17 protein-coding genes are annotated in these 21,489 nt (G+C 68.5%); 10 read left to right on the forward strand and 7 right to left on the reverse strand.

Annotated elements, in window-relative coordinates; all coding sequences use genetic code 11:
* Window positions 1-565: 565 nt before the first annotated feature.
* The 7 genes from ACJ8AT_RS27650 (at window position 566) to ACJ8AT_RS27680 (ending at window position 7,390) form a co-directional block, all read left to right on the forward strand.
* Window positions 566-1,573 carry a hypothetical protein gene (locus tag ACJ8AT_RS27650; RefSeq protein ID WP_407740879.1) on the forward strand — a complete coding sequence of 336 codons (1,008 nt, stop codon included), beginning with the start codon at window positions 566-568 and terminating at the stop codon, window positions 1,571-1,573.
* 144 nt (window positions 1,574-1,717) lie between these two features.
* Complete coding sequence (locus ACJ8AT_RS27655) at window positions 1,718-2,548, forward strand: hypothetical protein (protein ID WP_407740880.1); 831 nt, start codon at window positions 1,718-1,720, stop codon at window positions 2,546-2,548.
* A gap of 18 nt (window positions 2,549-2,566) precedes the next feature.
* Entirely contained in the window at window positions 2,567-3,247 is a 681-nt protein-coding gene (locus ACJ8AT_RS27660; RefSeq protein ID WP_407740881.1) for a hypothetical protein, read from the forward strand.
* 66 nt (window positions 3,248-3,313) lie between these two features.
* The gene (locus ACJ8AT_RS27665; protein WP_407740882.1) at window positions 3,314-4,969 is read left to right on the forward strand and encodes an alkaline phosphatase D family protein; all 1,656 of its coding nucleotides are present in this window, start codon (window positions 3,314-3,316) and stop codon (window positions 4,967-4,969) included.
* 152 nt (window positions 4,970-5,121) lie between these two features.
* Window positions 5,122-6,363, forward strand: coding sequence for a hypothetical protein (locus ACJ8AT_RS27670; RefSeq protein ID WP_407740883.1), 1,242 nt, complete (start codon window positions 5,122-5,124; stop codon window positions 6,361-6,363).
* Window positions 6,364-6,576: 213 nt separating this feature from the next.
* Complete coding sequence (locus ACJ8AT_RS27675; RefSeq protein ID WP_407740884.1) at window positions 6,577-7,119, forward strand: hypothetical protein; 543 nt, start codon at window positions 6,577-6,579, stop codon at window positions 7,117-7,119.
* Between the two features lie 103 nt (window positions 7,120-7,222).
* Window positions 7,223-7,390, forward strand: coding sequence for a hypothetical protein (locus tag ACJ8AT_RS27680; RefSeq protein WP_407740885.1), 168 nt, complete (start codon window positions 7,223-7,225; stop codon window positions 7,388-7,390).
* Window positions 7,391-7,403: 13 nt separating this feature from the next.
* Here the strand turns inward: ACJ8AT_RS27680 and ACJ8AT_RS27685 are convergent, their stop codons facing one another.
* The 4 genes from ACJ8AT_RS27685 to ACJ8AT_RS27700 form a co-directional block, all read right to left on the reverse strand.
* A complete protein-coding gene (locus tag ACJ8AT_RS27685) occupies window positions 7,404-7,892 on the reverse strand; it encodes a hypothetical protein (RefSeq protein ID WP_407740886.1) in 489 nt (162 codons plus the stop codon).
* A gap of 415 nt (window positions 7,893-8,307) precedes the next feature.
* Window positions 8,308-8,517, reverse strand: a complete 210-nt coding sequence (locus ACJ8AT_RS27690; RefSeq protein ID WP_407740887.1) for a hypothetical protein — start codon at window positions 8,515-8,517, stop codon at window positions 8,308-8,310.
* Between the two features lie 211 nt (window positions 8,518-8,728).
* Window positions 8,729-9,514: a DUF4142 domain-containing protein gene (locus ACJ8AT_RS27695; protein ID WP_407740888.1), complete on the reverse strand. Its 786-nt coding sequence runs from the start codon at window positions 9,512-9,514 to the stop codon at window positions 8,729-8,731.
* Between the two features lie 227 nt (window positions 9,515-9,741).
* Window positions 9,742-10,959, reverse strand: a complete 1,218-nt coding sequence (locus ACJ8AT_RS27700) for a hypothetical protein (protein WP_407740889.1) — start codon at window positions 10,957-10,959, stop codon at window positions 9,742-9,744.
* 270 nt (window positions 10,960-11,229) lie between these two features.
* Between ACJ8AT_RS27700 and glgX the strand changes: the two genes are divergently transcribed.
* Window positions 11,230-13,368 carry a glycogen debranching protein GlgX gene (glgX, locus tag ACJ8AT_RS27705; RefSeq protein ID WP_407740890.1) on the forward strand — a complete coding sequence of 713 codons (2,139 nt, stop codon included), beginning with the start codon at window positions 11,230-11,232 and terminating at the stop codon, window positions 13,366-13,368.
* 237 nt (window positions 13,369-13,605) lie between these two features.
* Here glgX and ACJ8AT_RS27710 read toward each other — a convergent pair whose 3' ends face one another.
* Window positions 13,606-14,220: a carbonic anhydrase gene (locus ACJ8AT_RS27710; protein WP_407740891.1), complete on the reverse strand. Its 615-nt coding sequence runs from the start codon at window positions 14,218-14,220 to the stop codon at window positions 13,606-13,608.
* Window positions 14,221-14,234: 14 nt separating this feature from the next.
* Window positions 14,235-16,421, reverse strand: coding sequence for a PQQ-dependent sugar dehydrogenase (locus ACJ8AT_RS27715; RefSeq protein WP_407740892.1), 2,187 nt, complete (start codon window positions 16,419-16,421; stop codon window positions 14,235-14,237).
* A 167-nt stretch (window positions 16,422-16,588) separates the two neighbouring features.
* On the opposite strand from ACJ8AT_RS27715, the gene ACJ8AT_RS27720 reads away from it, so the two are divergent.
* Both ACJ8AT_RS27720 and ACJ8AT_RS27725 read left to right on the forward strand, forming a co-directional pair.
* Entirely contained in the window at window positions 16,589-18,403 is a 1,815-nt protein-coding gene (locus ACJ8AT_RS27720; protein ID WP_407740893.1) for an acyl-CoA dehydrogenase, read from the forward strand.
* A 95-nt stretch (window positions 18,404-18,498) separates the two neighbouring features.
* A complete protein-coding gene (locus ACJ8AT_RS27725) occupies window positions 18,499-19,545 on the forward strand; it encodes a fatty acid desaturase (RefSeq protein WP_407740894.1) in 1,047 nt (348 codons plus the stop codon).
* 39 nt (window positions 19,546-19,584) lie between these two features.
* On the opposite strand, the gene ACJ8AT_RS27730 is transcribed toward ACJ8AT_RS27725, so the two are convergent.
* Entirely contained in the window at window positions 19,585-21,480 is a 1,896-nt protein-coding gene (locus tag ACJ8AT_RS27730) for an ATP-binding protein (protein WP_407740895.1), read from the reverse strand.
* Window positions 21,481-21,489: the final 9 nt, after the last annotated feature.

The raw sequence follows: 21,489 nt of genomic DNA on the forward strand, positions 1-21,489 counted from the left end.
ATCAGCGTCGATGGTCACATCCTCAGGCGGGCCCCCAGCGATGAGCCTGATGAGCCCGGGGAGGAGATTCCCTCTCCATCGTCCCCGGATGCAGGCGAGAACGGCGACGGAGGATATCGCCGCCTATACGATCTCAGCGATTTCGATCGCATGGACACGCTGCCTGTGGACAATCCGCCCTTCTTCACGCGTCCAGAGTGGATGGCTGAGCATCACTGGCCCCTGTTACCCTACTCGCCTCCTGATGGAGGCACTCCGGATGGAGGTACTCCCGATGGAGGTCTTCACACGGATGGCGGCGCTCCAGCGCCTCCCTCCAGGTAACCGACTGACTTGCAGCTGAGAACCATCAGGGCGCCGCACAACAGCGCCAGGAGCTTCGTAGGCAGGGAGCGCATGGCTCGAAGCCTCCACAGAAGGGAGCCAGGGAGGCTGCGCTCGGGAGGATGACAGGCGGGCTCTTCCTCGTTCGCCCGGCGTGGGCCTCCTGCCTCCGGAACCTCGGCTGTCACCTCTGCGACATGGGCTCTCTCTCCTCCGAACCTCTTCGGAAAGAGAGCCCGAGTTGCAGTCCGCCTTCAGCACCACCGAGTCCTTCGCGCCCTCGCTCCTGCTCTCCTTCGCTCGCTCGAACGGGCTCATGGAACTCCATGACACCGGAATGCCCGGCTCGCTCTACCGGCGCGTGCTCGAGCGGCTCGTCCTCGCGGACACCGCGGCGCAGGCAGCTCGGCGGCGACTCCCCTCGCTCCCGGTGCACTTCCACCCCTGGTACCCGGTGCTCACCATCGGCATCGACAAGGTCCGCCTGTACCTGGAGGCCATCCAGAGCGCTGGGAGCCGGGACTCGGCGCACCTGCCGGAGCCTCGCTGGTTGATGCGCGTGGGGCTCTACCTCGAGTTCCTCACCTGCCTGGGCATCATCGAGGCCGTGCGCCCCGAGTACCCGGACCTGCTCTCCGCGGAGGAGCGCCACGCGGTGGAGACCACTCCCGCCCTGCTCGGCCTGCGCGAGCACCTGGACGTGAAGGCCTGGCGCAAGGTGTGGGCGCTGCGGCACATCGCCCGGCCATCGCTCTGGCTGCGCCGAGTCCCCGTCGGCCCGAGCAACCTGCTGCGCAAGCAACGGGCGACGCTGGCGTTCCTCGAGGTCCACCACGAGGATCTCAAGCGAGCCATCAGCCTCGCGGGCCCCGCTCGGGCGGGAGCGCCGGAGACATGGCGGCGGGTGTTCCTGGACGCCGAGCGCGCGGTGCTCCGCAATGTCGAGGAGGTGTTCCCGGAGCTGCAGGCGCTGCCCGCCTCCTGGAGGACCTTCGCGCTCTGTCACCAGCACGGAGACTTCCGAGCGCTGGGCTTCGGCCAGGTGCCGAGGCGGCTCAGCCGGCTGCTCGGGGACCGTGACGGAGTGCTCGCCTCCGCGTGCCGGCACTACCGGCGCTCGATGAACGAGGTGGCGCGCTGGGCGCGGGAGCATGGCTGGATGCACTACGCGGGCGAGGAGTGCATCCCCCACGAGGCCAGCCTCATCGAGAAGCTGCTGGCAGGCCAGGAGCTCAGCACCGCCTCCTGAGCGGAGCGGCTCCGGCGGGCCTCTCCCTGGCGCGAGGAGGGGCACAAGCAGTTATAATCTCCGCCGGCGGCCGGGCCTGATTCCATCATCCCCCTCACGGGCGAGGGCGTTCTTGAATCAGGGGTTTCGATGAGACACGGCTTCGTGACGCGCTCCCTCCTCTCCGTGCTCACCTGCGCGCTGTGCTCCTGCGCGACCACATGGGGCGCCTCGGACGACGCAGACGAGGGGGCATGGGACTCCTTCCTGGGCTCGGATCCGCCGGGCCTCGTGTGCGACAACACCCGGCTCGTGGGGGCCACCTCCTTCTCCGCGACCTGTCTGCCCGTGGAGGCAGCCCCCCGCCCCACCGCCTCAGGGCTCGAGCCGCTGCCTGAATCGCTGCGCGAGTGTGTGCTCACGGGCCTGCCGGTGGAGACAGGCCGAGCGGACCCCGCCGCATGCCAGCAGGGCGCGGCCCAGGTGCTCCAGGGGCGGTTGCGCCAGCTGGGTTGGCTGGAGGCCACGGTCTCTCCGCCGGCAGGTGCCGCCAACGTGTCCGAGGCCCAGCTCAGCGTCCAGCTCGGGAGCCGCTACCAGGTGGGCCCACTCCACGTCGAGCACAGCGGCGAGGGAGGAGTCATCGAGCCTCAGCGGATCCTCATGAAGGCCTACACCGCGGCGCCCGAGGGCTCCTGGTACACCTCGAGCGTCCTGGCGGACATGCACGCGCGTGTCTACCAGATGAAGAAGTTCAGAGCGGTCTGGGTCATTGGTGGCGAGCCCGATTTCGAGAACAAGGTGGTGCCCGTGACGATCGACGTCTGGGAGAAGCCCCACAAGCCGCACAAGCCCCAGCAGATCCGCCACGAGCAGGCGCGGGTGCCGGATCGCTACTGCCCCAGGCGCGGCGCCATCTGCCTCAACGGCAGGGACTGCACCTATGAAGTCCAACTGGGCTGTGCCGTCTGCTCCTGCCGCCCCCCGCGCTGGTGAACCTCCGAGGCTCCGCACATGAAACGCGCTCTGCTCCTCCTCCTCGTCAGCCTGTCCCTGGCGGCCTGCTCCACCGCGCCCAAGCCCTCCAACGCGTGGTGGAAGGGCCTCTCCGATACCGAGCCCAACCCCGAAGACGAGACCCTCTCCTGCCGCGGCGTCCGCTCGGGCGCGGAGCTGGATCGCCTCTCGAGCTGCTGGACCCCGGATGCGCCCATGCTCACCTCCACGGATGTGCGCGGACTCGAGGACATGTCTCCCATCCTGCGGGAGTGCCTGCTCGCGGGCCTCCCGGCGCGCTTGGCCGAGGGAGAGGACCGCCCGCGGTGCCAGCAAGGCCTCGCGGAGGTGATTGATCGCCGGCTCTATCAGCTGGGCTGGCTGAAGGCGCGGGTGACGCCAGCGGAGAGCACCGGCGGGGCCTCGTCGCGAACCCGGCTCGCCGTGCAGCTCGGGCAGCGCTACCGGATTGGGCAGCTCTTCGTCGCCACGGGCCCCAGCCAGCGCGTCGAGCCCAAGAAGATCATCAAGAAGGCCCAGAAGGCGATCCCCAAGCGGCGGTGGTGCACCCAGAGCGCCCTGGAGGAGATCCACACGCGCATCTACGACGGATCGACGTTCCAGCAGGTCCAGGTGGCCCTCGGAGAGCTCAACGACACCACGGCCCAGGCGTCGGTGATCATCACCATCCAGGAGTAGCGGGAGCCAGGCCTGGCTCCGCGAGCCGTGAACTCGCGGGGCGCCGGGGCTAGTCTGCCGCCCCTCATGGCCTTCCACTTCGACCGGAACTGCCGGCTGCTGGGTCCCTTCCTCGGCCATACCACCGACACCGAGACGCTCCTCTGGCTGCACATGGCCGACCTGAAGCCCGGGGAGCGCCGCACGCTCTACGTCACCGTGCACCCCGGCGACGCCAGCGCTCGCGCCGTGCACAAGCTTCCCCTGATCCTGTCCGAGGAGGACTGCGGCGTGGGCGTGATCACCCTCTCGGGGCTGGAGCCGGACACGCTCTATGTCTACCGCGTGTGGTGGGACGAGTCCTGTCTGGCGCCGTTGGATCTCCAGGGGCTGGAGCTGTCGGACACGTGCTTTCGCACGCTGCCTCGCGGCGGCTTCGAGCAGCAGCTCGATTTCCTGGTGATGAGCTGCCACAACCCAGAGACGGCGGTGCGCGATGGCCAGAACGGCTTCGCGGTCTGGGCCCAGCTTCCGGACATCATCGCGCACAACAAGAACGTCCGGTTCGCGCTGCTCATCGGGGATCAGATCTACGCGGACGACGTCGAGCGCAAGGCGCTCCGGGAGAAGGATCCGCGCAAGCGCCTGCAGCTGTACCTGGGCATCTATCGCAAGTACTGGAGCGACCCGCGCTACCGCCGGGTCCTCTGCCGGCTGCCCGCGTACTTGATGTGGGACGACCACGACGTCACCGACGGCTGGGGCTCGCGGGAGGACTCCTTCGAGGGAGCGCGCTCGGACGTGTTCAAGGGCTCGTGGCAGAGGATGTTCATGTCGGCGCGCACGGCGTTCCAGCAGATGCAGGCCTCGCGCAACCCGCCGCCGCTGTCTCCAGGCTTCCAGCAAGGCTTCGACACCTGCTTCCGGGTGGGGAGAGCCGGCTTCGTGATGGCGGACCTGCGCAGCCACCGCAACGTGCGCCAGGGGCGCATCTGGACGCCGGAGCAGCTCGCGGCGGTGGAGCGCTGGGTGGCCTCGGAGCGCGAGCACCTGGAGGTGCTCTTCTTCTGCAGCACGGTGGTGTTCTCGCACGGGCACCAGGGGCTGGAGGCGCTGATGCACAGCGGCTGGCCCTACGTGCTGCAGTTCTTCTCGTGGCTGGGCTCCCTCCGCCACGCGGGCCTGCGGAGCCTGGTGAGCAACTTCCACAAGAACATCGGGGACCTGAGGGACGACCTGAACGACAGCTGGGGCGCCGAGCCGAACCGGCGCGAGGCGGACCGGGTGCTGGACTTCCTGTTCGGGCTGCAGAACCCGCCGCCGGGCCAGCGGCCGCTGAGCGTGGTGGTGCTGGCCGGAGACATCCACACGCCCGGCTACTCCACGCTGTACTCGTCGGATCCGGCGCACGCGGCGCGGCCCTCGATTCCCCACGTGGTGGCGTCCCCCGTCTCGTTCCAGCCCTTCAGTTGGATGGCGGAGGCGGTGTACCGGCGGCTCACGCGGGTGGTGACGCTCGGAGAGCGAGGTGCCTACAGCGCCCAGGTCAGCCACCACTTCAGCCACCGCAACGTGGTGGTGGCCTCGCTGCGCCACGTGGCCACGGAGGAGTGGCACCTCAAGGTGAAGCTCTACCTGGAGGGCCACCCCGAGCCGCGCCTGCTGCTGTTCGATCTCAACCGCAGCTCGGGCCGCGAGGCCATCCCCTGGCCCCACGCCCGCGAGCCCACCCTCTTCGGCTGATCCCCGGGTCAGCAATCGCTCGATTGCCCGCTGGGCTCTCAAGACTGCATTCAATCGCCTCCATGGGCCGGATGAACCCTGGCGCCAGGCGGGGTTGCTCTCACGCGCCACCCGGCGCAAGACGCCACGGCTCGAGGCGCTGGAGGAACTTCATGAGGCGCATGTACCTGCTCCTGACGCTCGGGGCGCTGCTGGCCGCTGGCTGCGGTGGCTCCCCCGAAGACACGACCGAGGTGCTCCCCCCGGCTCCCGAGGCCCCCGTGCAATCCCCACCGGCGGAGACTCCGCGGACAGCCCCTCCAGTGGGCAGCGGCCCAGGGGCGGAGACTCCAGTGGGCAGCGGTCCAGGAGCCGAGACTCCGGGCTGGAAGTTGATCCGGCACGAGGACTTCGAGTCCCAGGCCCTGCCCTCGCCAGCCTGGGTGAAGGATCCGGTGCCGGATGATGGACCTTTCTCCGATCAAGGGAGCTTCTTCGCGCAACGCGGGGTGAAGGCGCCCGCGGCCTGGCGGATCTCCGCGCCCTTCGGGGAGCAGGGCTGGCTCACCTTCGAATCCTATACGCGCAACAGGGACACCCCCTTCTCCCGCCTGGCCTCGGTGGTGCCTGATCCGGCCAACCCCAACAACCATGTGCTGCGCCTGGCCTCGCCCGCTCACACGGACGCCACCATCGTGCGCCCGAGCGAGTCACTGTCGGCCCGTTACCGCGTCTCCCTGCGCGTGGGGTTCGCCGACTTTGGCGATGGCCGGCCGGGGCTCAACGGCTATGACAGCGGCAACGAGACGGCAGAGCCCTGGTCCACCGCCAAGTCCACCTCGCAGAATGGCTTTTACTGGCTGACCATCATGGACGCGCAGCCCCGCCCGCACAACAACACTTGGATCCACCACCGCCGCAAGGTGGTGATCGACTCAGACAACAACTCGCCGCCGTGGATGGAGACCTTCGACGGCTCGCGCTTCCAGCTCAATGGCGAGCACCCAGTCATGATGTTCGCCCTGGACGGGCGGGCGCAAGACACCGAGCTGTACGGGCCGCCCTTCCTGGCCTGGTCAGCCGATGCGTGGCAGCCCTCGGAGAAGATCCGCGCTGTGGACTCGTACCTGCCCGGCGAGTGGTACGACGTCTCCATCGAGCGGAACCCCGGGAGCTACACGCTGCAGGTGTCCGGGCGTTTCCGCTACGGGGGACAGAAGACGTACCGGGCCACCATCGACGCGGCGGCAAGCTGTGTCTGGCACTTCAAGGCCACCCCCGAGGAGCAGGCTCCGGGGTGCGGCTGGCCGGAGGGCGAGTGGTGGCCCGAGTACTTCATGTTCGGCGACCCGCACGTGAACTACTACGAGGGCCAGGTGCTGTATGACGACCTGCGGCTCGAGGTGTGGCGCTGAGTGAGGCGTGGAGTGCCGGGAGGACTTGCACCGGCAGGACTGCGCCCCCATGTGTTCTCCCAAGTGACACTCGCGTGCTGCCAAGGGGTTGACGGCCTCGCGGGGGTGTTGCCCGGAGAGCTTGCTGCCTGTCGAGCGCCCCATGCAGGTGTGGCCCCTGCTGTCCACGTTCCCGGCCAGTAGCAGCACGCACCCGGACAATGGAGACAGCATATGAAGATCTCGAATCAGAAATTCCTGGTGGCAGGCCTGCTCGCGGGCGCGCTCACGTTCGTGGGCTGCAAGTCCGACAAGTCTGCCGAGCGCCCTCCTGACACCACCCAGACAACGCCGCCTGCGGGCACGGGCACGGACACTACAGGCACGGGGACAGGCACCTCCACGGGAACTCAGACGAACCCAGGTACCGGTGGCTCCGGTAACTCCGACGGCCAGATCAGCACGACCAAGCAGTCGGATGACAACCTCCGCATGCCGGAGGACGATCCCCTCCGTCTGAAGAATGGGGACAAGAGCATCCGGGACGCCGAGTCCGAGCAGGGCGTCCACGAGAACACCCCTGCCACTCCCAAGCTCGAACCCAACAGCGGCACCGGCGGCTCGGGCCTCAACAATGATGCCACCGACGACAACCTGAACGACGGCGGCAACGTGGATGACAGCCTCCGCATCCCGGACTCTCCGGCGGATCGGTCCACGCCGGACGGCGTGACGAACAACAACGCCCCGGTTCCTGACGACGCGACGGCTCACTGACCCGAGCCTCTCGGCAGAGCTGGACTGACACGGCGCCCGCGCACTCGCGCGGGCGTTGTGCTTTCAACCAGGGGAAAGGGCTCAGGGCGCGGTGTACCCGCTGATGGACAAGCTCCGAGTGGCGAGGAAGCAGGTAGCGGTGGCGATCATCCGGCAGGCCCAGAAGGAGGGCGTGGCCACGGAGAAGCTGCCGGGAGACATGGGGGCGCACCTCGAGGCGCGCATGTGGCGCCCCGAGTTCCTCCCGCTGCGCAAGGCTCGTGGCGGCTGAGCCTTATTGAGCCTCAAGGCAGGTTGGCCAGGTCATCGCTGAAGAAGACGTCCAGCAACGTGGGAGGAGGATCCGAGCTGAGCCAGTTGAGCTGCCCGATACGAAGCCCCGTCACGGGCAGCTGAGCCAACCGCAGCGGAAACGGGCGGCATCTCAGGATCCGCTCCACGAGCCCTGCCAGCGCGTCAGCGTCCGGCTTGATGTCGCTGGGAGGCTCGAAGGTCAGTTGAGGGCGGGTAGCGCGGCGGAGGCGAAAGGCACCAGGGTCCGTCGGCTTGCTCGCGCTTTCAGAGCCACATTGGGGATGCCAGCGTTGGGTTGTGACGTAGACAACGTAGAGCGGAGCCAGGACGCTGACGGCGGCGGCCACTCGGGTGACGAGCTGATCGCCATCGGGCTGAGGGGCCACTTGATAGATCTGGCAGCGGAGACAAGCCGACACGAAAGGCTGGGTCCCACCGCCGATGGAATGTTCTGGGAAGGTGACTCGAAGCTGCTCCATGAACATGCTCCACTCCTCCCAGTGAAGCGCTCGGTCCCAAGCCGCCATGAACCGTTGGTGTTCGGGGGTCCGCTGATGGGCAGGAGTGGACTGGCTGGGGTCGTCTTCCTCTGGGGGAAAGCCCCGTGGATAGAACTGATGAGCCAGGCGAACCAGCTCCTCGTACGTCAGCTCATTCATCGGGCGATACGAACGTCGACGGCATTGCGCTCATGGACACAGCCTGACAGCACTGCGCTGCTCCAGAGCGCGACCGCGAGCCCCAACAGGCATGTCCTTTGCGAACGGCTCAAGACCACCATCTCGGCCCCTTCGATGCGCTCGGAGCCAGGACGATAGCAGTGATTCCGCTGATGCCTCTGCACCTTCAGACTGAGCCCGGCACCATGTGAGTCCAGGCCCATGGACCCAGACTTCAGCTCACGCCGACTCCCGGGTACGGAATGGATGAGGGCTGCGGCTCGATGACGCGCGGATCCTCGCCGCGGCCCGGCGTCTTCCCTGGACCCTCGGAGGGCCGCAGTGGCGGCGTACTGGGAGCGCGCTCCTCGTCCTCGGTCCGGGCCGTGCGGCCAGGGGCCGGCGTCTCCGGATTGGGAATGTGCAGGACGTCCTTCTTGCTCATGGCATCCCTCCAAGTGCTCGTCTCAGCCTCAAAGATGGTGAGCCCTCGGCTGGCCGGGCACCCTCGCCTGGAACGGGCCTCGCACCTCGCACGCAGAGAGACCAGCCGGGCGCTGGGCACCTGGCGCTCCATGGATCGCGCCGTCGCTGCCTGAAGACGCACCGCGCGCCAGCCCCGAGAGGAACTGGCGCGCGGGAGAAACGAGGTGCCTCTAGTACTTCTTGGCGCTGCCCGGATTCATCGTGTTCTTGTCGCCGGGGCTCTGGCTGCCCTTGTTCATGTCACCCGTGCCGCCGGTGCCCATGTCGTGGCCCTTCTCGTGCCCCATGTCCTTGTTCATGTCACCCGAGCCGCCCACACCCGTGGCCGCTCCCGGGCCGACGCGGCCGAGCAGCGTGTAGGCCTGCTGCCGGTGCTGGGAGACGGACTGGGAGACCTGCTGGAGCAGCGGGCTCAGCGCGTTGTCGGTGATGTTCTGCTGGGCCGCCATCAGCTTGCCGAGCGCGGCGTCATGCCCGCCCACCATCGCCGCCAGGAAACACGAGTCGAACGGCGCGCCCTTGAGCACCTGGAGCTTCTCCGCCTCCGCCTTCTCGGCGGTCATGGCCCTGCGCTCGACATCATCCATCGGCTTGGGCTCGGCCAGCTTGAGGCCCTTCTTCTGCGCGTAGGCCATGATCTGCTGGTCCGCCGAGGTGTGGTCCTTCACCAGCATGTCTCCGTAGGACTTCACGTCCTGGTTGTCGGAGTTCTTCTGCGCCAGCTTGCCGGCCTGGATCTCGTGCTCGTTGATGTGGTGCAACCGCTCGAGGAAGGCCTTCTCGTCGGCGGGCACCTTGAAGCCCATGTGCTCGACCATGCCGCCCTTGGCCATGCTCTTGCCGGCCTGGGCGCTGGTGTCAGTGCGCTGGGCGCTCCCCTGCTGGCTCTGAGCCAACGCGGTCCCTCCCAGCACCAGCGAACCTGCGAGGAGAAGTCCCTGAATCGTGCGCTTCATGTGCTGCTCTCCCTTCGTCAAGTGACCGCTATCGGTGAGTCCCCCATGGGCTCCCTTTGTTCGCGGTCGATGAAAACGGGGCGCACCTTGGCGGGCCGGAGAAACAAGATCACCCGGCCCGGAGGCTCGACGTGCACCCCTGCACATTCGCGCCCGGGATGTTTCCTGCACCGGACGGTGCGTGTGTCCGGCAGCAGAGCAAGGCCCTGGTAAGGCGGGCCTGCGTCCTAGCGGCGGCCCTCTCGGAGCACGTCGATGCGCGTCGCGTAGGTGTCTCCGGAGATGAGATTGAACGAGGCGCGGACCTCGCTCCCCTCGCGGATGTCCGCCACCGGAATGCGGCGATCCCCGCTCTGGGCATGCGTGCTCCGGGTCACGCGCAGGACGTAGGGCTCACCCGTCTCGTAATCGATGACCTCGATGGAGCCCTTGGAGACGTTGCGCACGCGGCCTTCGAAGACGGCGCTCGCCACCGGCTGGGGCGCCGAGGCCGCTGCGTTACCCGAGCCGCCCGTACCCGTGCCTTGCTGGGCGTGGTGGCCACGGCGCGACTTGGAGTGGCCGAGCTCCGCGCGGAGCCGATCCACCTCGGCCCTCAGCCTGGCAAGCTCCACCTGCTCATTCGCCGATACAGAGCCCGCCGTCGTCCCCGGCGTGGTGTTCGCCGTGCCCGGCGTGCTGTTGCCACCGGCGGTGCCAGCGCTCTGATTGCCCTGCTGATGGGTCGCGGCGCCCGTTCCCGCTCCAGCCGCGCCACCGGTGCCATTGATGGCAGGGCCTGCACCGTTCACGTTACCGGGACCGCTCGCGCCAACCGTGCCGTTGCTCCCGGTCCCCGTGCCTCCACCGCCCGTGGCACCGCCGGCTCCGCCAGCGCCGCTGCCCTGATCACTCGGGCCATAGAGCGTCTGTGACGGGCCGACCGCGCTCCCCACGGAGCCCTGGCCCGCGCCCCCCGCCCCTCCCGCTCCTTGTCCCAAGCCGCCGGCCTGCGCGCCACCTCCCAGCGTGCCTTGGGACTGGCCCTGCACCGAGAACGAGCCTGTCGTCGGCGGGCCCCCTTGAACTCCTCCACCGCTCGGCCCCGAACCTTGCGTGTTGGCCGGCATCCCCGTGCCACCCTGCGCGGTACCCGCTCCACCCGCGCCACCCTGCGCGGTACCCGCTCCACCCTGCGCGGTACCCACGCCACCCTGCGCGGTACCCGCGCCACCCTGCGCGGTACCCACTCCACCCTGCGCGGTACCCGCTCCACCCGCTCCCCCCGCGCCGCCCTGCGCGGCACCTGCTCCCCCCGCGCCAGCTGCTCCCCCCGCGCCGGCCGCCGAGGCTCCACCAGCGCCAGCGCCACCTCCGGCGCCCGCTCCGCCGCCCGCCTGGGCTTGGCTCCTCAGAGGCAGGGTGAACGTGGCCGCAAGGGCGGCTGCCAGGATGACCTTTCGCATGGGCTCGGCTCCTCATTCTCTCGGCTGCGCAGAGAAGTTGGGCCGCGACCAACGCCAGACCAAGGGGGGAGGAGGCTCGCGCCACTCAGCCGCCCGCAGGCGAGAGCGCCCTGCAAGCAGGGAGGCACGCGTTCAATGCCCATCAGAGCCTGCCGCCCCCACGGGCCAAGCGTTCTCCAGTGACTGAACACACCTTGTACGAGACGAGGTGGACACACAGATTGGCGCCCACACCCAACAGGCGTGTCATTTCAGTGGGATGGACGGGCGATGGAAATGGAAGTGTGGCCGGGGAAGCCATATCCCCGTGGGGCGACGTACGACGGCACGGGGGTCAATTTCGCGGTCTATTCACAGGTGGCGACGCGGGTGGAGGTCTGCATCTTCGATCCCAACCACCCCGCCCAGGAGCTCGCCCGCTTTGATCTGCCCGAGGTGACCGAGTTCGTCTGGCACGGCTACGTGCCGGGCATGGAGCCGGGGACCCTCTACGGCCTGCGCGTCCACGGCCCGTATGATCCGCTGCAGGGCCACCGCTGCAACCCGCACAAGCTGCTGGTGGACCCCTACGCCAAGGCGCTCTTCGGCGAGGTGGACTGGAAGCAGCCCGTCTTCGGCTACACGCTGGGCCACAAGGATCAGGATCTCGCGCGGGACGAGCAGGACAGCGCCGCGGGCGTCCCCAAGGGCGTGGTGGTGAGCGACTTCTTCGACTGGGGCAATGACCGGCGCCCGGATGTGCCCTGGCGCGAGACCGTCATCTACGAGGCCCACGTGCGCGGCCTCACCATGCGCCACCCCGCCGTGCCCGAGCACCAGCGCGGCACCTACGCGGGCCTGGCCCACCCGGCCGTCATCGAGCACCTGCTCAAGCTGGGCGTCACCGCGGTGGAGCTGCTCCCGGTGCACGAGTCCGCGGACGACTCGTTCCTCAACGACAAGGGCCTGAGCAACTACTGGGGCTACAGCACGCTCAACTTCTTCAGCCCCGAGCAGCGCTACGCCAGCCGCCGCACGCCGGGCTCGCAGGTGGCCGAGTTCAAGTCCATGGTGAAGGCCCTGCACGCGGCCGGCATCGAGGTGCTCCTCGACGTCGTCTACAACCACACCTGCGAGGGCAACCACCTGGGGCCCACGCTCTCGTTCAAGGGCATCGACAACACGTCCTACTACTGGCTCATGCCGGAGCCGCGCTACTGCCTGGACTTCACCGGGTGCGGCAACAGCCTGAACGCCTCGCTGCCCCAGGCCGCGCGGCTCATCGCCGACTCGCTGCGCTACTGGGTCACCGAGCTGCACGTGGACGGGTTCCGCTTTGACCTCGCCACCACGCTGGGCCGGCTCGGCGGCGGCGAGTTCAACCCGAACGCCCCCCTCTTCCAGATCATCAACCAGGATCCGGTGCTCGGGAAGGTGAAGCTCATCGCCGAGCCGTGGGACGTGGGGCTGGGCGGCTACCAGGTGGGGCGCTTCCCGGCGCCGTGGCGCGAGTGGAACGGCAAGTACCGCGACGCCCTGCGCCGCTACTGGAAGGGAGACGAGAACCTCGCGGGCGAGGTGGGCCATCGGCTCGCGGGCTCCTCGGACATGTTCCAGTCCGCGCGGCGCCGGCCCCAGGCCAGCATCAACTTCGTCACCGCCCATGACGGCTTCACGCTCCATGATCTCGTCACCTACAGCCACAAGCACAACGAGGCCAACGGCGAGCACAACCGCGACGGCGCGGATGACAACCAGGCGTGGAACTGCGGCGTGGAGGGCGAGACGGACGACGCGAACGTCATCGCCCTGCGCGAGCGGCAGAAGCGCAACCTGCTGGCCTCGCTCTTCCTCTCGCAGGGCGTGCCCATGCTGGTGGCCGGCGACGAGATGGGGCGCACCCAGGGCGGCAACAACAACGCCTACTGCCAGGACAATGAGCTGTCCTGGGTGGACTGGAACCTGGACGCCCGCCGCAAGGCGCTGCTGGAGTTCACCTCCCGGCTCATCCAGTTCCGCCACCGCCAGCCCGTGCTGCAGCGCCGCCGCTTCTTCCAGGGCGAGCACATCTGGGACTCGCACTTCAAGGACCTGGCGTGGTTCCGGCCGGACGGCACGGAGATGAGCGAGCAGGACTGGCAGAAGCCCTTCGTGCGCTCGCTGGCGTTCCTGCTGGGAGGCGATGCCATCCCCACCCCGGACGAGCGCGGCCGGCGCGTCATCGGCGACGGGCTGCTGGTGCTGCTCAACGCCCACCACGAGCCGGTGCGCTTCACCCTGCCCCAAGCCGAGCACGGGCACCCCTGGGTGCTCGAGTTCTACACGGCGGAGGACTCGCGCGGGCCGGAGCCGGTGTCCGCGAGCGCCTTCGAGCTCACTGGCCGCTCGCTGGCGGTGTTCCGCGCCGCCTTGAGCGACTCCCAGCCCTGAGCCCCGCAAAGACCACGGGCCGGCTCCCAGGGGGTAAGAGCCGGCCCGCTGACTTCAGGACACAACCAGGGTGGGGGCCCTGCCTGAAGCTAAATCACGCTGACCGTGGACCACTCCCCGATGCAGCGAGACAAGAACTGTTCTAGCAATCATGAATAATCCTGTAAAGCACGATTTTAAGAAGATGCGAATTATCCATGTTGGACGAGAACTTAGCCCCTCTCCTACCTGAAGCGCTCAGGGGGCGAAGAAGTCCACCTCGCCGCTCTCCAGGCTGTACTCCGCGCCGATGACGCGCATCCCATCCTCGAGCACCATCCGCTCGAGGATCCGCGAGCCGTACTTGAGCTGGTTCACCGAGGCGCGGACGTTGGCGCGCGTGGCCTCGCGCACCAGGCGCTGGTGATCCTTGGCCAGCTCGGTGTGCATCAGGCTCTCGATGGAGGGGCGCACCCGGTCCACGATGGAGCGCAGGTTGGGCGAGCGCTGGGTGTTGGGGTTCTCGATGACCTCGAGCGTCGCGTCGATGGCGCCACAGAAGGTGTGGCCCATCACCACCACCAGGCGGGTGCCGAAGGCCTCGGCGGCGAACTCGACGCTGCCAATCTGCGAGGGCGCGACGATGTTGCCGGCGACGCGGATGACGAACAGATCCCCGAGCCCCTGATCAAAGACGATCTCCGCGGGCACTCGCGAGTCCGAGCATCCAAGGACGATGGCGAAGGGCTTCTGGCCCTTCACCAGCTCGCCCCGGCGGATCTGGCTGAGCATCGCCTCCGCGCTGCGGAGGTGATTGACGAACCTGCGGTTTCCTTCCTTCAACAGATCCAAGGCTTCCTGCGCGGTCTTCATGCCGCCCCTCTACCTCATGGGCAGGTGCTCAGCGAGGAGATCCACGCATCCACCACGCTGGCGCCCGCCGAGTCCTCGGCGCGAGTGCCCAGCGGGGGCATCCGGGAGGCGCCCAGCGAGTGCATGCGTACGGAGAGGAGGGAGCGCGCGGGCTCTCCCGGGGCCAGCAGCCGGGCATTGGCGATGCCCAGGTCTCCCTCCTGAGGGGCCGCGTTGCAGACGCCCACCTGGGCCAGCGGCGTGGAGAAGCGGAAGTCCGCCGGCCCCTGGCCCGTGCTGTTGGGGCGGTGACAGAACGAGCAGTTCGCGTGCAAGTAGGCGCGCGCTCGCGGCTCGAGGGAGTCGCTCCCGGTAGGCGCCGGGTAGCGCGCCTGGGCCTCCACGGTGCTGGACAGGGGCGTCTCGAACAGGCCGATGTGATCGAACGTGGCGAGCTGGTTGGAGATGCGCTGGGTGGACTCGTACGTCAGGTCGCGGTTGAGCTGTGCTGTCTCCAGGCCCAGCGAGAAGCCCGCGGCGCTGGTGTGGCACCGCACGCACTCGGCGCGGCTGGGGTAGTACCAGGGCTGGTCACCCACCTGCCGGGACTTGTTGGCGGGCAGCAGCGTGGCATCCGTCTGGGCATCGTCCCACTCGTAGCTGTAGCCGCCCCAGCTCCCGTCGGGGTGGCGCATGAGGAGCCGCGTCTCCACGCGGCGCTCCCCAAGGGAGAAGGTCTTCATCAGCACGGTGCCGATGGGCAGCTCCCAGTGCCCGTCGTCGCCCACGTGGATCTGCTTGCCGTCCGGCAGCGCCAGGTAGCGCTCCTTGGCCGCGCCATCGGACCAGAGCGGGCTGTTCACGTCATAGGGGATGAGGCCCGGCGCGGGCTTCGTCGGATCCGCGGGGTCCACGCAGCCAGTCTCGGAGAGCTTCTGTGGGAAGGTGGAGGGCTGCTGCGCGCCGGTGGGCACCAGCTTGTAGAGATGGCTCTGGAAGTCGACCACCAGCACCTCGCCATCGACCAGCTCGCCAAACGAGGAGATGTTGAACGTCGTGCTCGCGAGGAGCAGGGGCTTGGCGGCACCGGTGGTGGGATCATTCGTGACGGCCCAGATGCGGCCAGAGCCATAGTCCGCGTAGATGAAGTGCCCCACGAGCGAGGGGATGGCCTTGCCCCGGTACACGTAGCCGCCGGTGATGGCGATGCCTTCCGAGTGCGTGTACTGGACGACGGGGTTGATCAACCCGGCGCCGCTACAGGGGATCGGGTTGTAGCACTGGTCCCCCTCCTTGATGCGCCAGCCGTAGTTGCCGCCGAGGACGATGCGATCCACCTCCTCGATGACGCCCTGCCCCACGTCGCCGGCCCAGAGCTCGCCGGTGGCTCGATCGAAGCTCCAGCGCCACGGGTTGCGCAGCCCCCAGGCGTAGATCTCCGGCCGGCCGCCGCCATTGCGGAAGGGGTTGGTGGAGGGGATGGCGTAGGGCTTGCCGCCGTTCACGTCGAGGCGCAGGAACTTGCCGAACAGGCTGTTGAGATCCTGCGCATGGTTCTGCGGATCGCCCCCGGAGCCACCATCTCCCAGCCCGATATAGAGGTAGCCATCCGGCCCGAAGGCGATGTTGCCGCCGTTGTGGTTCGGGTAGGGCTGATCAAGGGTGAAGAGGATCTCCTCGGAGGCGGGATCCAGCGTGGCGCCGTTGTCGCTGCTCTTGAAGCGGGAGATGACCGAGCGCAGGTTGGTGGAGCCGCCATAGCCCGTGTACGAGAGGAACACCTCGTGGTTGGTGGCGAACTGGGGGTGGAACGCCATGCCCAAGAGCCCCGCCTCGGTGCCCGCGCCCGAGTTCACCCGCGAGGTGATGTCGATGAACGTCGAGGCCGAGGCCGCCGCTTCGTCATTGGGGAAGACCTGGACACTGCCGCCGCGCTGCACGACGAAGACGCGCGAGGCATCCGCCGGCGCCTGCAGCACGAGGAGCGGCTGGAGGAAGCCCAGCTTGGGGAAGACTCTCTGCGTGGTGACACCCGTGCTCTCCACGGGCCGCTCGCGCGCCAGGCACGTGGCGTTCAGGGGGCGCTCGTCCAGCCCGAAGGGAGCGGGAGCAGGGCCGGGAGGATCCACGGGCGGCTTCGGCGAGTCGCTGGAGCAGCCCGTGAGCGAGAGGACCGCGAGCGCGGCGAGCACCCGCGCGGCGAAGAGGGGGCGTCGAGTCATGTTGCCTCCGAGATCAGGGCTTGGGGGAGCCCCTGGCTCACTCCGAATGAAGCGTGGGATCAGGCCGGAAACGGGCCTCGCTGTCACTGCGTGCTCGCGATAGCCTGGGGCCCTTCTTTCCCGAGCTGTCGACCGGCCCACCGGAGCCGGCCCAGGAGTCTGCCCGAATGTCGTCCCCGAACCACTACAAGCCCAACCTCCGAGACATCTCCTTCAACCTCTTTGAGTTCCTCGACATCGGAAAGACTTCGCTGGGCAAGGGCCCCTTCGGTGACATGGATGAGACGGCGGCCCGGCAGACGCTGGAGACGCTCGAGCAGGTGCTCCTCAAGGAGGTGGCCCCCAGCTTCGCCGAGTCCGACCACCACCCGCCCGTGTGGGAGAACGGGAAGGTGACGCTGCCGCCGCTGCTCAAGCGTGCCATCGCCACGTACTACGACTCGGGGATGCCCGAGCTGGAGCTGCCCACGCACATGGGAGGCCTGGGCGCGCCGCCCTCGCTGTGCTGGGGCGCCTTCGAGCTGCTGGTGGGCGCCAGCGCTCCGGTGGCCTTCTACACGCTGGGCACGCTCGTCTCGCGCGTGATTGACCGGCTGGGCACCGAGGCCCAGAAGCGCCGCTTCCTGCCGTACATCAACGAGAAGCGGTGGATTGGCGCCATGGTGCTCACCGAGCCGGACGCCGGCAGCGACGTGGGCGCCGCGCGCACCAAGGCCCGCCACGTGGGCAACGGCCTCTGGGAGCTCGAGGGCGTCAAGCGCTTCATCACCAACGCGGAGCATGACGCCTCGGAGAACATCATCCACATGGTGCTGGCGCGGCCCGAGGGCGCGGGGCCGGGCACCAAGGGCCTGTCCCTGTTCATCGTCCCCAAGCTCTGGGTGGAGGAGGGCGGCAAGCTGGGCGAGCACAACAACGTGGTGTGCACCAAGCTCGAGAAGAAGATGGGCATCAAGGGCTCCGTCACCTGCGAGCTGACGTTCGGGGACGGCAAGCCCACCCGCGGCCTGCTGCTGGGCGAGGTGCACGAGGGCATGCGGCAGATGTTCCACATCATCGAGCAGGCGCGCATGGCGGTGGGCATGAAGTCCATGGCCACGCTGTCCACCGCGTACCTGAACGCGCTGGACTTCGCCAAGGAGCGCAAGCAAGGCGCGGATCTGCTGGCCGGGCGCGACAAGGCGGCTCCCCGGGTCAACATCATCCGCCACCCGGACGTGCGCCGGATGCTGATGATGCAGAAGGCCCACGCCGAGGGCATGCGCGCCCTGTGCCTGTTCACCGCCTCCATCCAGGATCAGGTGGAGATCAAGGGCGGCCACCGGGCGCTGGACGCCGCGGAGCTGGACGCGCTCAACGACTTGCTGCTGCCGCTGGTGAAGGGCTACTGCTCGGAGAAGGCGTACGAGCTGCTGGCCCTGTCGCTGCAGTGCTTCGGAGGCTCGGGCTACCTGGCGGACTACCCCATCGAGCAGTACATCCGGGACCAGAAGATCGACACGCTCTACGAGGGCACCACGCACATCCAGGCGTTGGATTTGATTCTTCGCAAGATGGCGCGTGACGGCGGGGCCACGATCCAGGGGCTGCTGAGCCAGGTGCGGCAGACGGCCGAGTCGGAGCTGGGCGGCAAGGAGCTGGAGGCCGAGCGCGCCGCGCTGGGCAAGGCGCTGACGGACTTGGAGACGATGCTCGGGGCGCTGATGGGCAAGCTGGGCGAGTCGCTCTACCACGTGGGCATGCAGGGCAACCGGGTGCTGATGTCCGTGGCGGAGGTCATCATCGGCTGGCTGCTGGTGCGGCACGCGGCGGTGGCGCTGGAGCGCACCAAGGCCAACCCCGGCGACAAGGCCTTCTACGCGGGCAAGCTGGCCTCGGCGCGCTGGTACTGCCGCGAGGTGCTGCCTCAGCTCTCCCACGCCGCGCGCATGGTGGAGCAGAGCGCCCTGGACTTGATGGAGGTCCCCGAAGAGGCCTTCTGAGGGCGCTCGGTGGGCAGGCGAACAGTCGGCGTTGACTTGCCTGCTCGTACGACGGTAGAGCCTCCTGTCTTCGCAACGTGAAACTGGGAGGTTTGATGTCGCGGACAGCTCCGAAGGAGTACGAAGTGCTGCAGGGTCCCGAGCCGCACCCGGCTCGGACCGGAGCCATCCTCCGAGCCCACCCCGAGGTGCGCAAGCTGTTCGGCCGCACCCCGGCGACCGCCTTGTTCGTCCCGCTGATCCTCGTGCTGCAGTTCGGGATGGCGTACGCGGTGCGCCACCAGCCCTGGTGGGTGGTCGTCCTGGCGGCCTACACGCTGGGCGCGGTGGTGAACAACACCTGCTACGTCATCATCCACGAGGCCACGCACAGCCTCATCTTCAAGGGGCGTACGGCCAACCTGCTGGCCGCCATCGGCGCGGACCTGGTGCACGTCATTCCGTCGGCGGTGACGTTCACGCGCTTCCACCTGGTGCACCACCGGCACCAGGGCGAGTTTGATCTCGACGCGGATCTGCCCTCGCACGCCGAGGCGAAGCTGGTGGGCAACAGCACGGTGATGAAGGCGCTCTGGATTACCTTCTTCCCGCTGATGCAGGCGCTGCGGATGCCGCGCTTCTCGAAGCTGATCAGCTTCTGGGAGCCGTGGACGGTGGTGAACGCGCTGGCGGTGTTCGCGGTGGACGCCTCCGTCCTCTACTTCATGGGGCCGTGGGCGTTCGCCTACGTGGTGCTGAGCATCTTCTTCTCGATTGGCCTGCACCCGCTGGGCGGCCGGCTCATCCAGGAGCACTTCGTGGTGTCCCACCCGCAGGAGACCTACTCCTACTACGGGCCGTGGAACCTCTCCGCGCTGAACGTGGGCTACCACAACGAGCACCACGACTTCTCCGCGGTGCCCTGGAACAGGCTGCCGCAGGTGAAGGCGCTGGCGCCCGAGTTCTATGACTCGCTGGTGTGGCACCGCTCGTGGACGGGGCTGCTGGTGAAGTTCATCTTCGATCCGTCGCTGAGCCTCTACAGCCGCATCACCCGTCCGGGCCCGAAGAAGCGCCAGGTGCTCACTGGCGGCGTGGGCCGCGTGCCGGACTCGGTGGAGTCGCTGCAGAAGCCGCCGTCCGCCGTCGACTCGGCGGCCTGAGCGCCCTGAAGAGTCCCGGCGGAAGCGCTCCCGCCGGGCTCAGGGCTCGACCACCGCCAGCGTGAAGAAGAAGGTGCTCCCGACACCCTCCCGGGTCTCCACCCAGAGGGTGCCGCCGTGGGCCTCCACGATGCTCTTGGCGATGCTCAGCCCCAACCCCGTGCCTCGCTCCAGCATGCCCGTCGCCCTCCAGAAGCGCTCGAACAGGTGCGGCACGTCCTGCGCCGAGATGCCCGGCCCCGTGTCCTTCACCGAGATCCGCATCATCCCGTCCACCTTCCGGGCGCGCAGGGTGATGGTGCCCCCCTTGGGCGTGTACTTGATGGCATTGCCCACCAGGTTGGCCAGCACCTGGAGGATGCGCTCCCGGTCGGCCCTCACGCGCTGCAGCCCCGGGGCCACCTTCACCACCAGCTCCTGAAACTTGTTCAGCGCCAGCGGCCGGAGCACCTCGGTCGCCTGCTGGAAGAGCGCCTCCACCTCCAGCGGCTGGGGCGCCAGGGGCACGGGCACCCCCTGCACTCGCGCCCGGTCCAAGATTCCTCCGATCAGATCCCTCATCTGATCCACCGCGCTGAGGACGAGCTCCAGGTGACGCCGGCTGAGTTGGCGGCGATCCTCCTCGGGCGAGGGCGCGGACTTGAGCAGCATCTCCGCGTTCATCCTCACCACCAGCAGCGGCGTCTTGAGATCATGCGAGACGACCGCCAGCAGCTCCTCGCGCCAGCGCACCGCCTCCTGCGTCTGCTGGTGGAGCAGCGCGGTGTCCACCGCCGCGGCGATGCGCTGGGCCAGCGCCTCGAAGAGCGCCTCGTCCGCGGGGCCATAGCGCCTGGACCGGGCGGAGATGAGGCTCATCACCCCCAGCGTGCGGCCGCGCATGCGCAGGGGCAGGCGCAGGTTGGAGGGGAACCCGGCCCACTCGCCCCGCTCCACCGGCGCCTGCGCCTCCTGCAGGCTCTCGGGGCTGGCCGGGAAGGCGATCCACGGATGCGAGGCGAGCGCCTGGGCCAGGAAGGACTCACGCCCGGGTGGGCTGCCCGGAGGCTCGGAGGCCACCATGGCCATGCGCTCGCCGCCCGGGGCCATGAGGAACAGATCAATGGCGCAGCAGTCCGCCCACGCGGGCACCAGCAAGCGCGCGATGCCCGGCAGTGAGGCGCGGTAATCCAATGAGCCCACCAGCAGCGAGCTCGCCCCGGCCAGGAAGGTCTGGCGCCGGTGGGCATCCTCCACCTCCTGGCGCGCCTTGCGCTCGCGCTCCAGCAGCTCGCGCTGGACCCGCTCGAGCGCCTCGGCCCGCTCGCGCAGGCGCACCTCGCGGCGCAGCGCGTAGTGCCGATCCAGGGCCGCCGCGAGCTGGTTCGCCATCGCATCGAAGAAGGCCAGCGCGCCTTCGTTCAAGGCCCTCACCGCCTCGACGTGGAGCGCGCCAAAGACGCGCCCCAGGGACACCATCGGAAGGGTGATGAAGGCCGGCTCTCCGTGCATGGGAGGCTCGGGAAGGATCCACGAGGCGGGCCCCGCCAGCTCGGTCGCCACCTGGCCTCGGGGCTGGACCTGCCGCGCGCCCACCAGGTAGGCATACGTGGAGGCCGCCTGCTGGGTGGAGAGGGAGAGCTGGACGGTCGGCACCTTCCCTGTGGTCCAGACGGTCAGGTACGGCCGCTCCAGGACGAGCTCACCATCCGCATCCACCCCTTCGAGCAGGACGGCGGCGCGCACGGGCAGCACCTCGATGGCCAGCTCCATCAACGCGGGGAAGCTGCGCTCCACGCTCTCGAAGCGAGCCAGCAGCTTGCCGAGCTCATACAGGTGGTCGATGTAGCGCCGGGCATGCTCCAGCTCCCGGAAGGCCCGGAGCGGGATCTCCCGAGGTGCAGCGCCCTCGGACGGCAGGCCTTCCTCCTTGAGCAACGGGCTCCCTTCCTCCATGGCGCGACC

The sequence above is a fragment of the Hyalangium sp. genome, assembly GCF_045802625.1.
Taxonomy (GTDB): Bacteria; Myxococcota; Myxococcia; order Myxococcales; family Myxococcaceae; genus Hyalangium.

What these genes read in the sequence shown, in the direction of transcription:
- ACJ8AT_RS27670 (WP_407740883.1), top strand. Translation starts at nt 5,122, where the DNA reads ATGAGGCGCATGTACCTGCTCCTGACGCTCGGGGCGCTGCTGGCCGCT.
- ACJ8AT_RS27665 (WP_407740882.1), top strand. Translation starts at nt 3,314, where the DNA reads ATGGCCTTCCACTTCGACCGGAACTGCCGGCTGCTGGGTCCCTTCCTC.
- ACJ8AT_RS27720 (WP_407740893.1), top strand. Translation starts at nt 16,589, where the DNA reads ATGTCGTCCCCGAACCACTACAAGCCCAACCTCCGAGACATCTCCTTC.
- ACJ8AT_RS27690 (WP_407740887.1), bottom strand. Translation starts at nt 8,517, where the DNA reads ATGAGCAAGAAGGACGTCCTGCACATTCCCAATCCGGAGACGCCGGCC.
- ACJ8AT_RS27730 (WP_407740895.1), bottom strand. Translation starts at nt 21,480, where the DNA reads ATGGAGGAAGGGAGCCCGTTGCTCAAGGAGGAAGGCCTGCCGTCCGAG.
- glgX (WP_407740890.1), top strand. Translation starts at nt 11,230, where the DNA reads ATGGAAATGGAAGTGTGGCCGGGGAAGCCATATCCCCGTGGGGCGACG.
- ACJ8AT_RS27725 (WP_407740894.1), top strand. Translation starts at nt 18,499, where the DNA reads ATGTCGCGGACAGCTCCGAAGGAGTACGAAGTGCTGCAGGGTCCCGAG.
- ACJ8AT_RS27695 (WP_407740888.1), bottom strand. Translation starts at nt 9,514, where the DNA reads ATGAAGCGCACGATTCAGGGACTTCTCCTCGCAGGTTCGCTGGTGCTG.
- ACJ8AT_RS27675 (WP_407740884.1), top strand. Translation starts at nt 6,577, where the DNA reads ATGAAGATCTCGAATCAGAAATTCCTGGTGGCAGGCCTGCTCGCGGGC.
- ACJ8AT_RS27660 (WP_407740881.1), top strand. Translation starts at nt 2,567, where the DNA reads ATGAAACGCGCTCTGCTCCTCCTCCTCGTCAGCCTGTCCCTGGCGGCC.
- ACJ8AT_RS27710 (WP_407740891.1), bottom strand. Translation starts at nt 14,220, where the DNA reads ATGAAGACCGCGCAGGAAGCCTTGGATCTGTTGAAGGAAGGAAACCGC.
- ACJ8AT_RS27715 (WP_407740892.1), bottom strand. Translation starts at nt 16,421, where the DNA reads ATGACTCGACGCCCCCTCTTCGCCGCGCGGGTGCTCGCCGCGCTCGCG.
- ACJ8AT_RS27700 (WP_407740889.1), bottom strand. Translation starts at nt 10,959, where the DNA reads ATGCGAAAGGTCATCCTGGCAGCCGCCCTTGCGGCCACGTTCACCCTG.
- ACJ8AT_RS27680 (WP_407740885.1), top strand. Translation starts at nt 7,223, where the DNA reads ATGGACAAGCTCCGAGTGGCGAGGAAGCAGGTAGCGGTGGCGATCATC.
- ACJ8AT_RS27685 (WP_407740886.1), bottom strand. Translation starts at nt 7,892, where the DNA reads ATGGAGCAGCTTCGAGTCACCTTCCCAGAACATTCCATCGGCGGTGGG.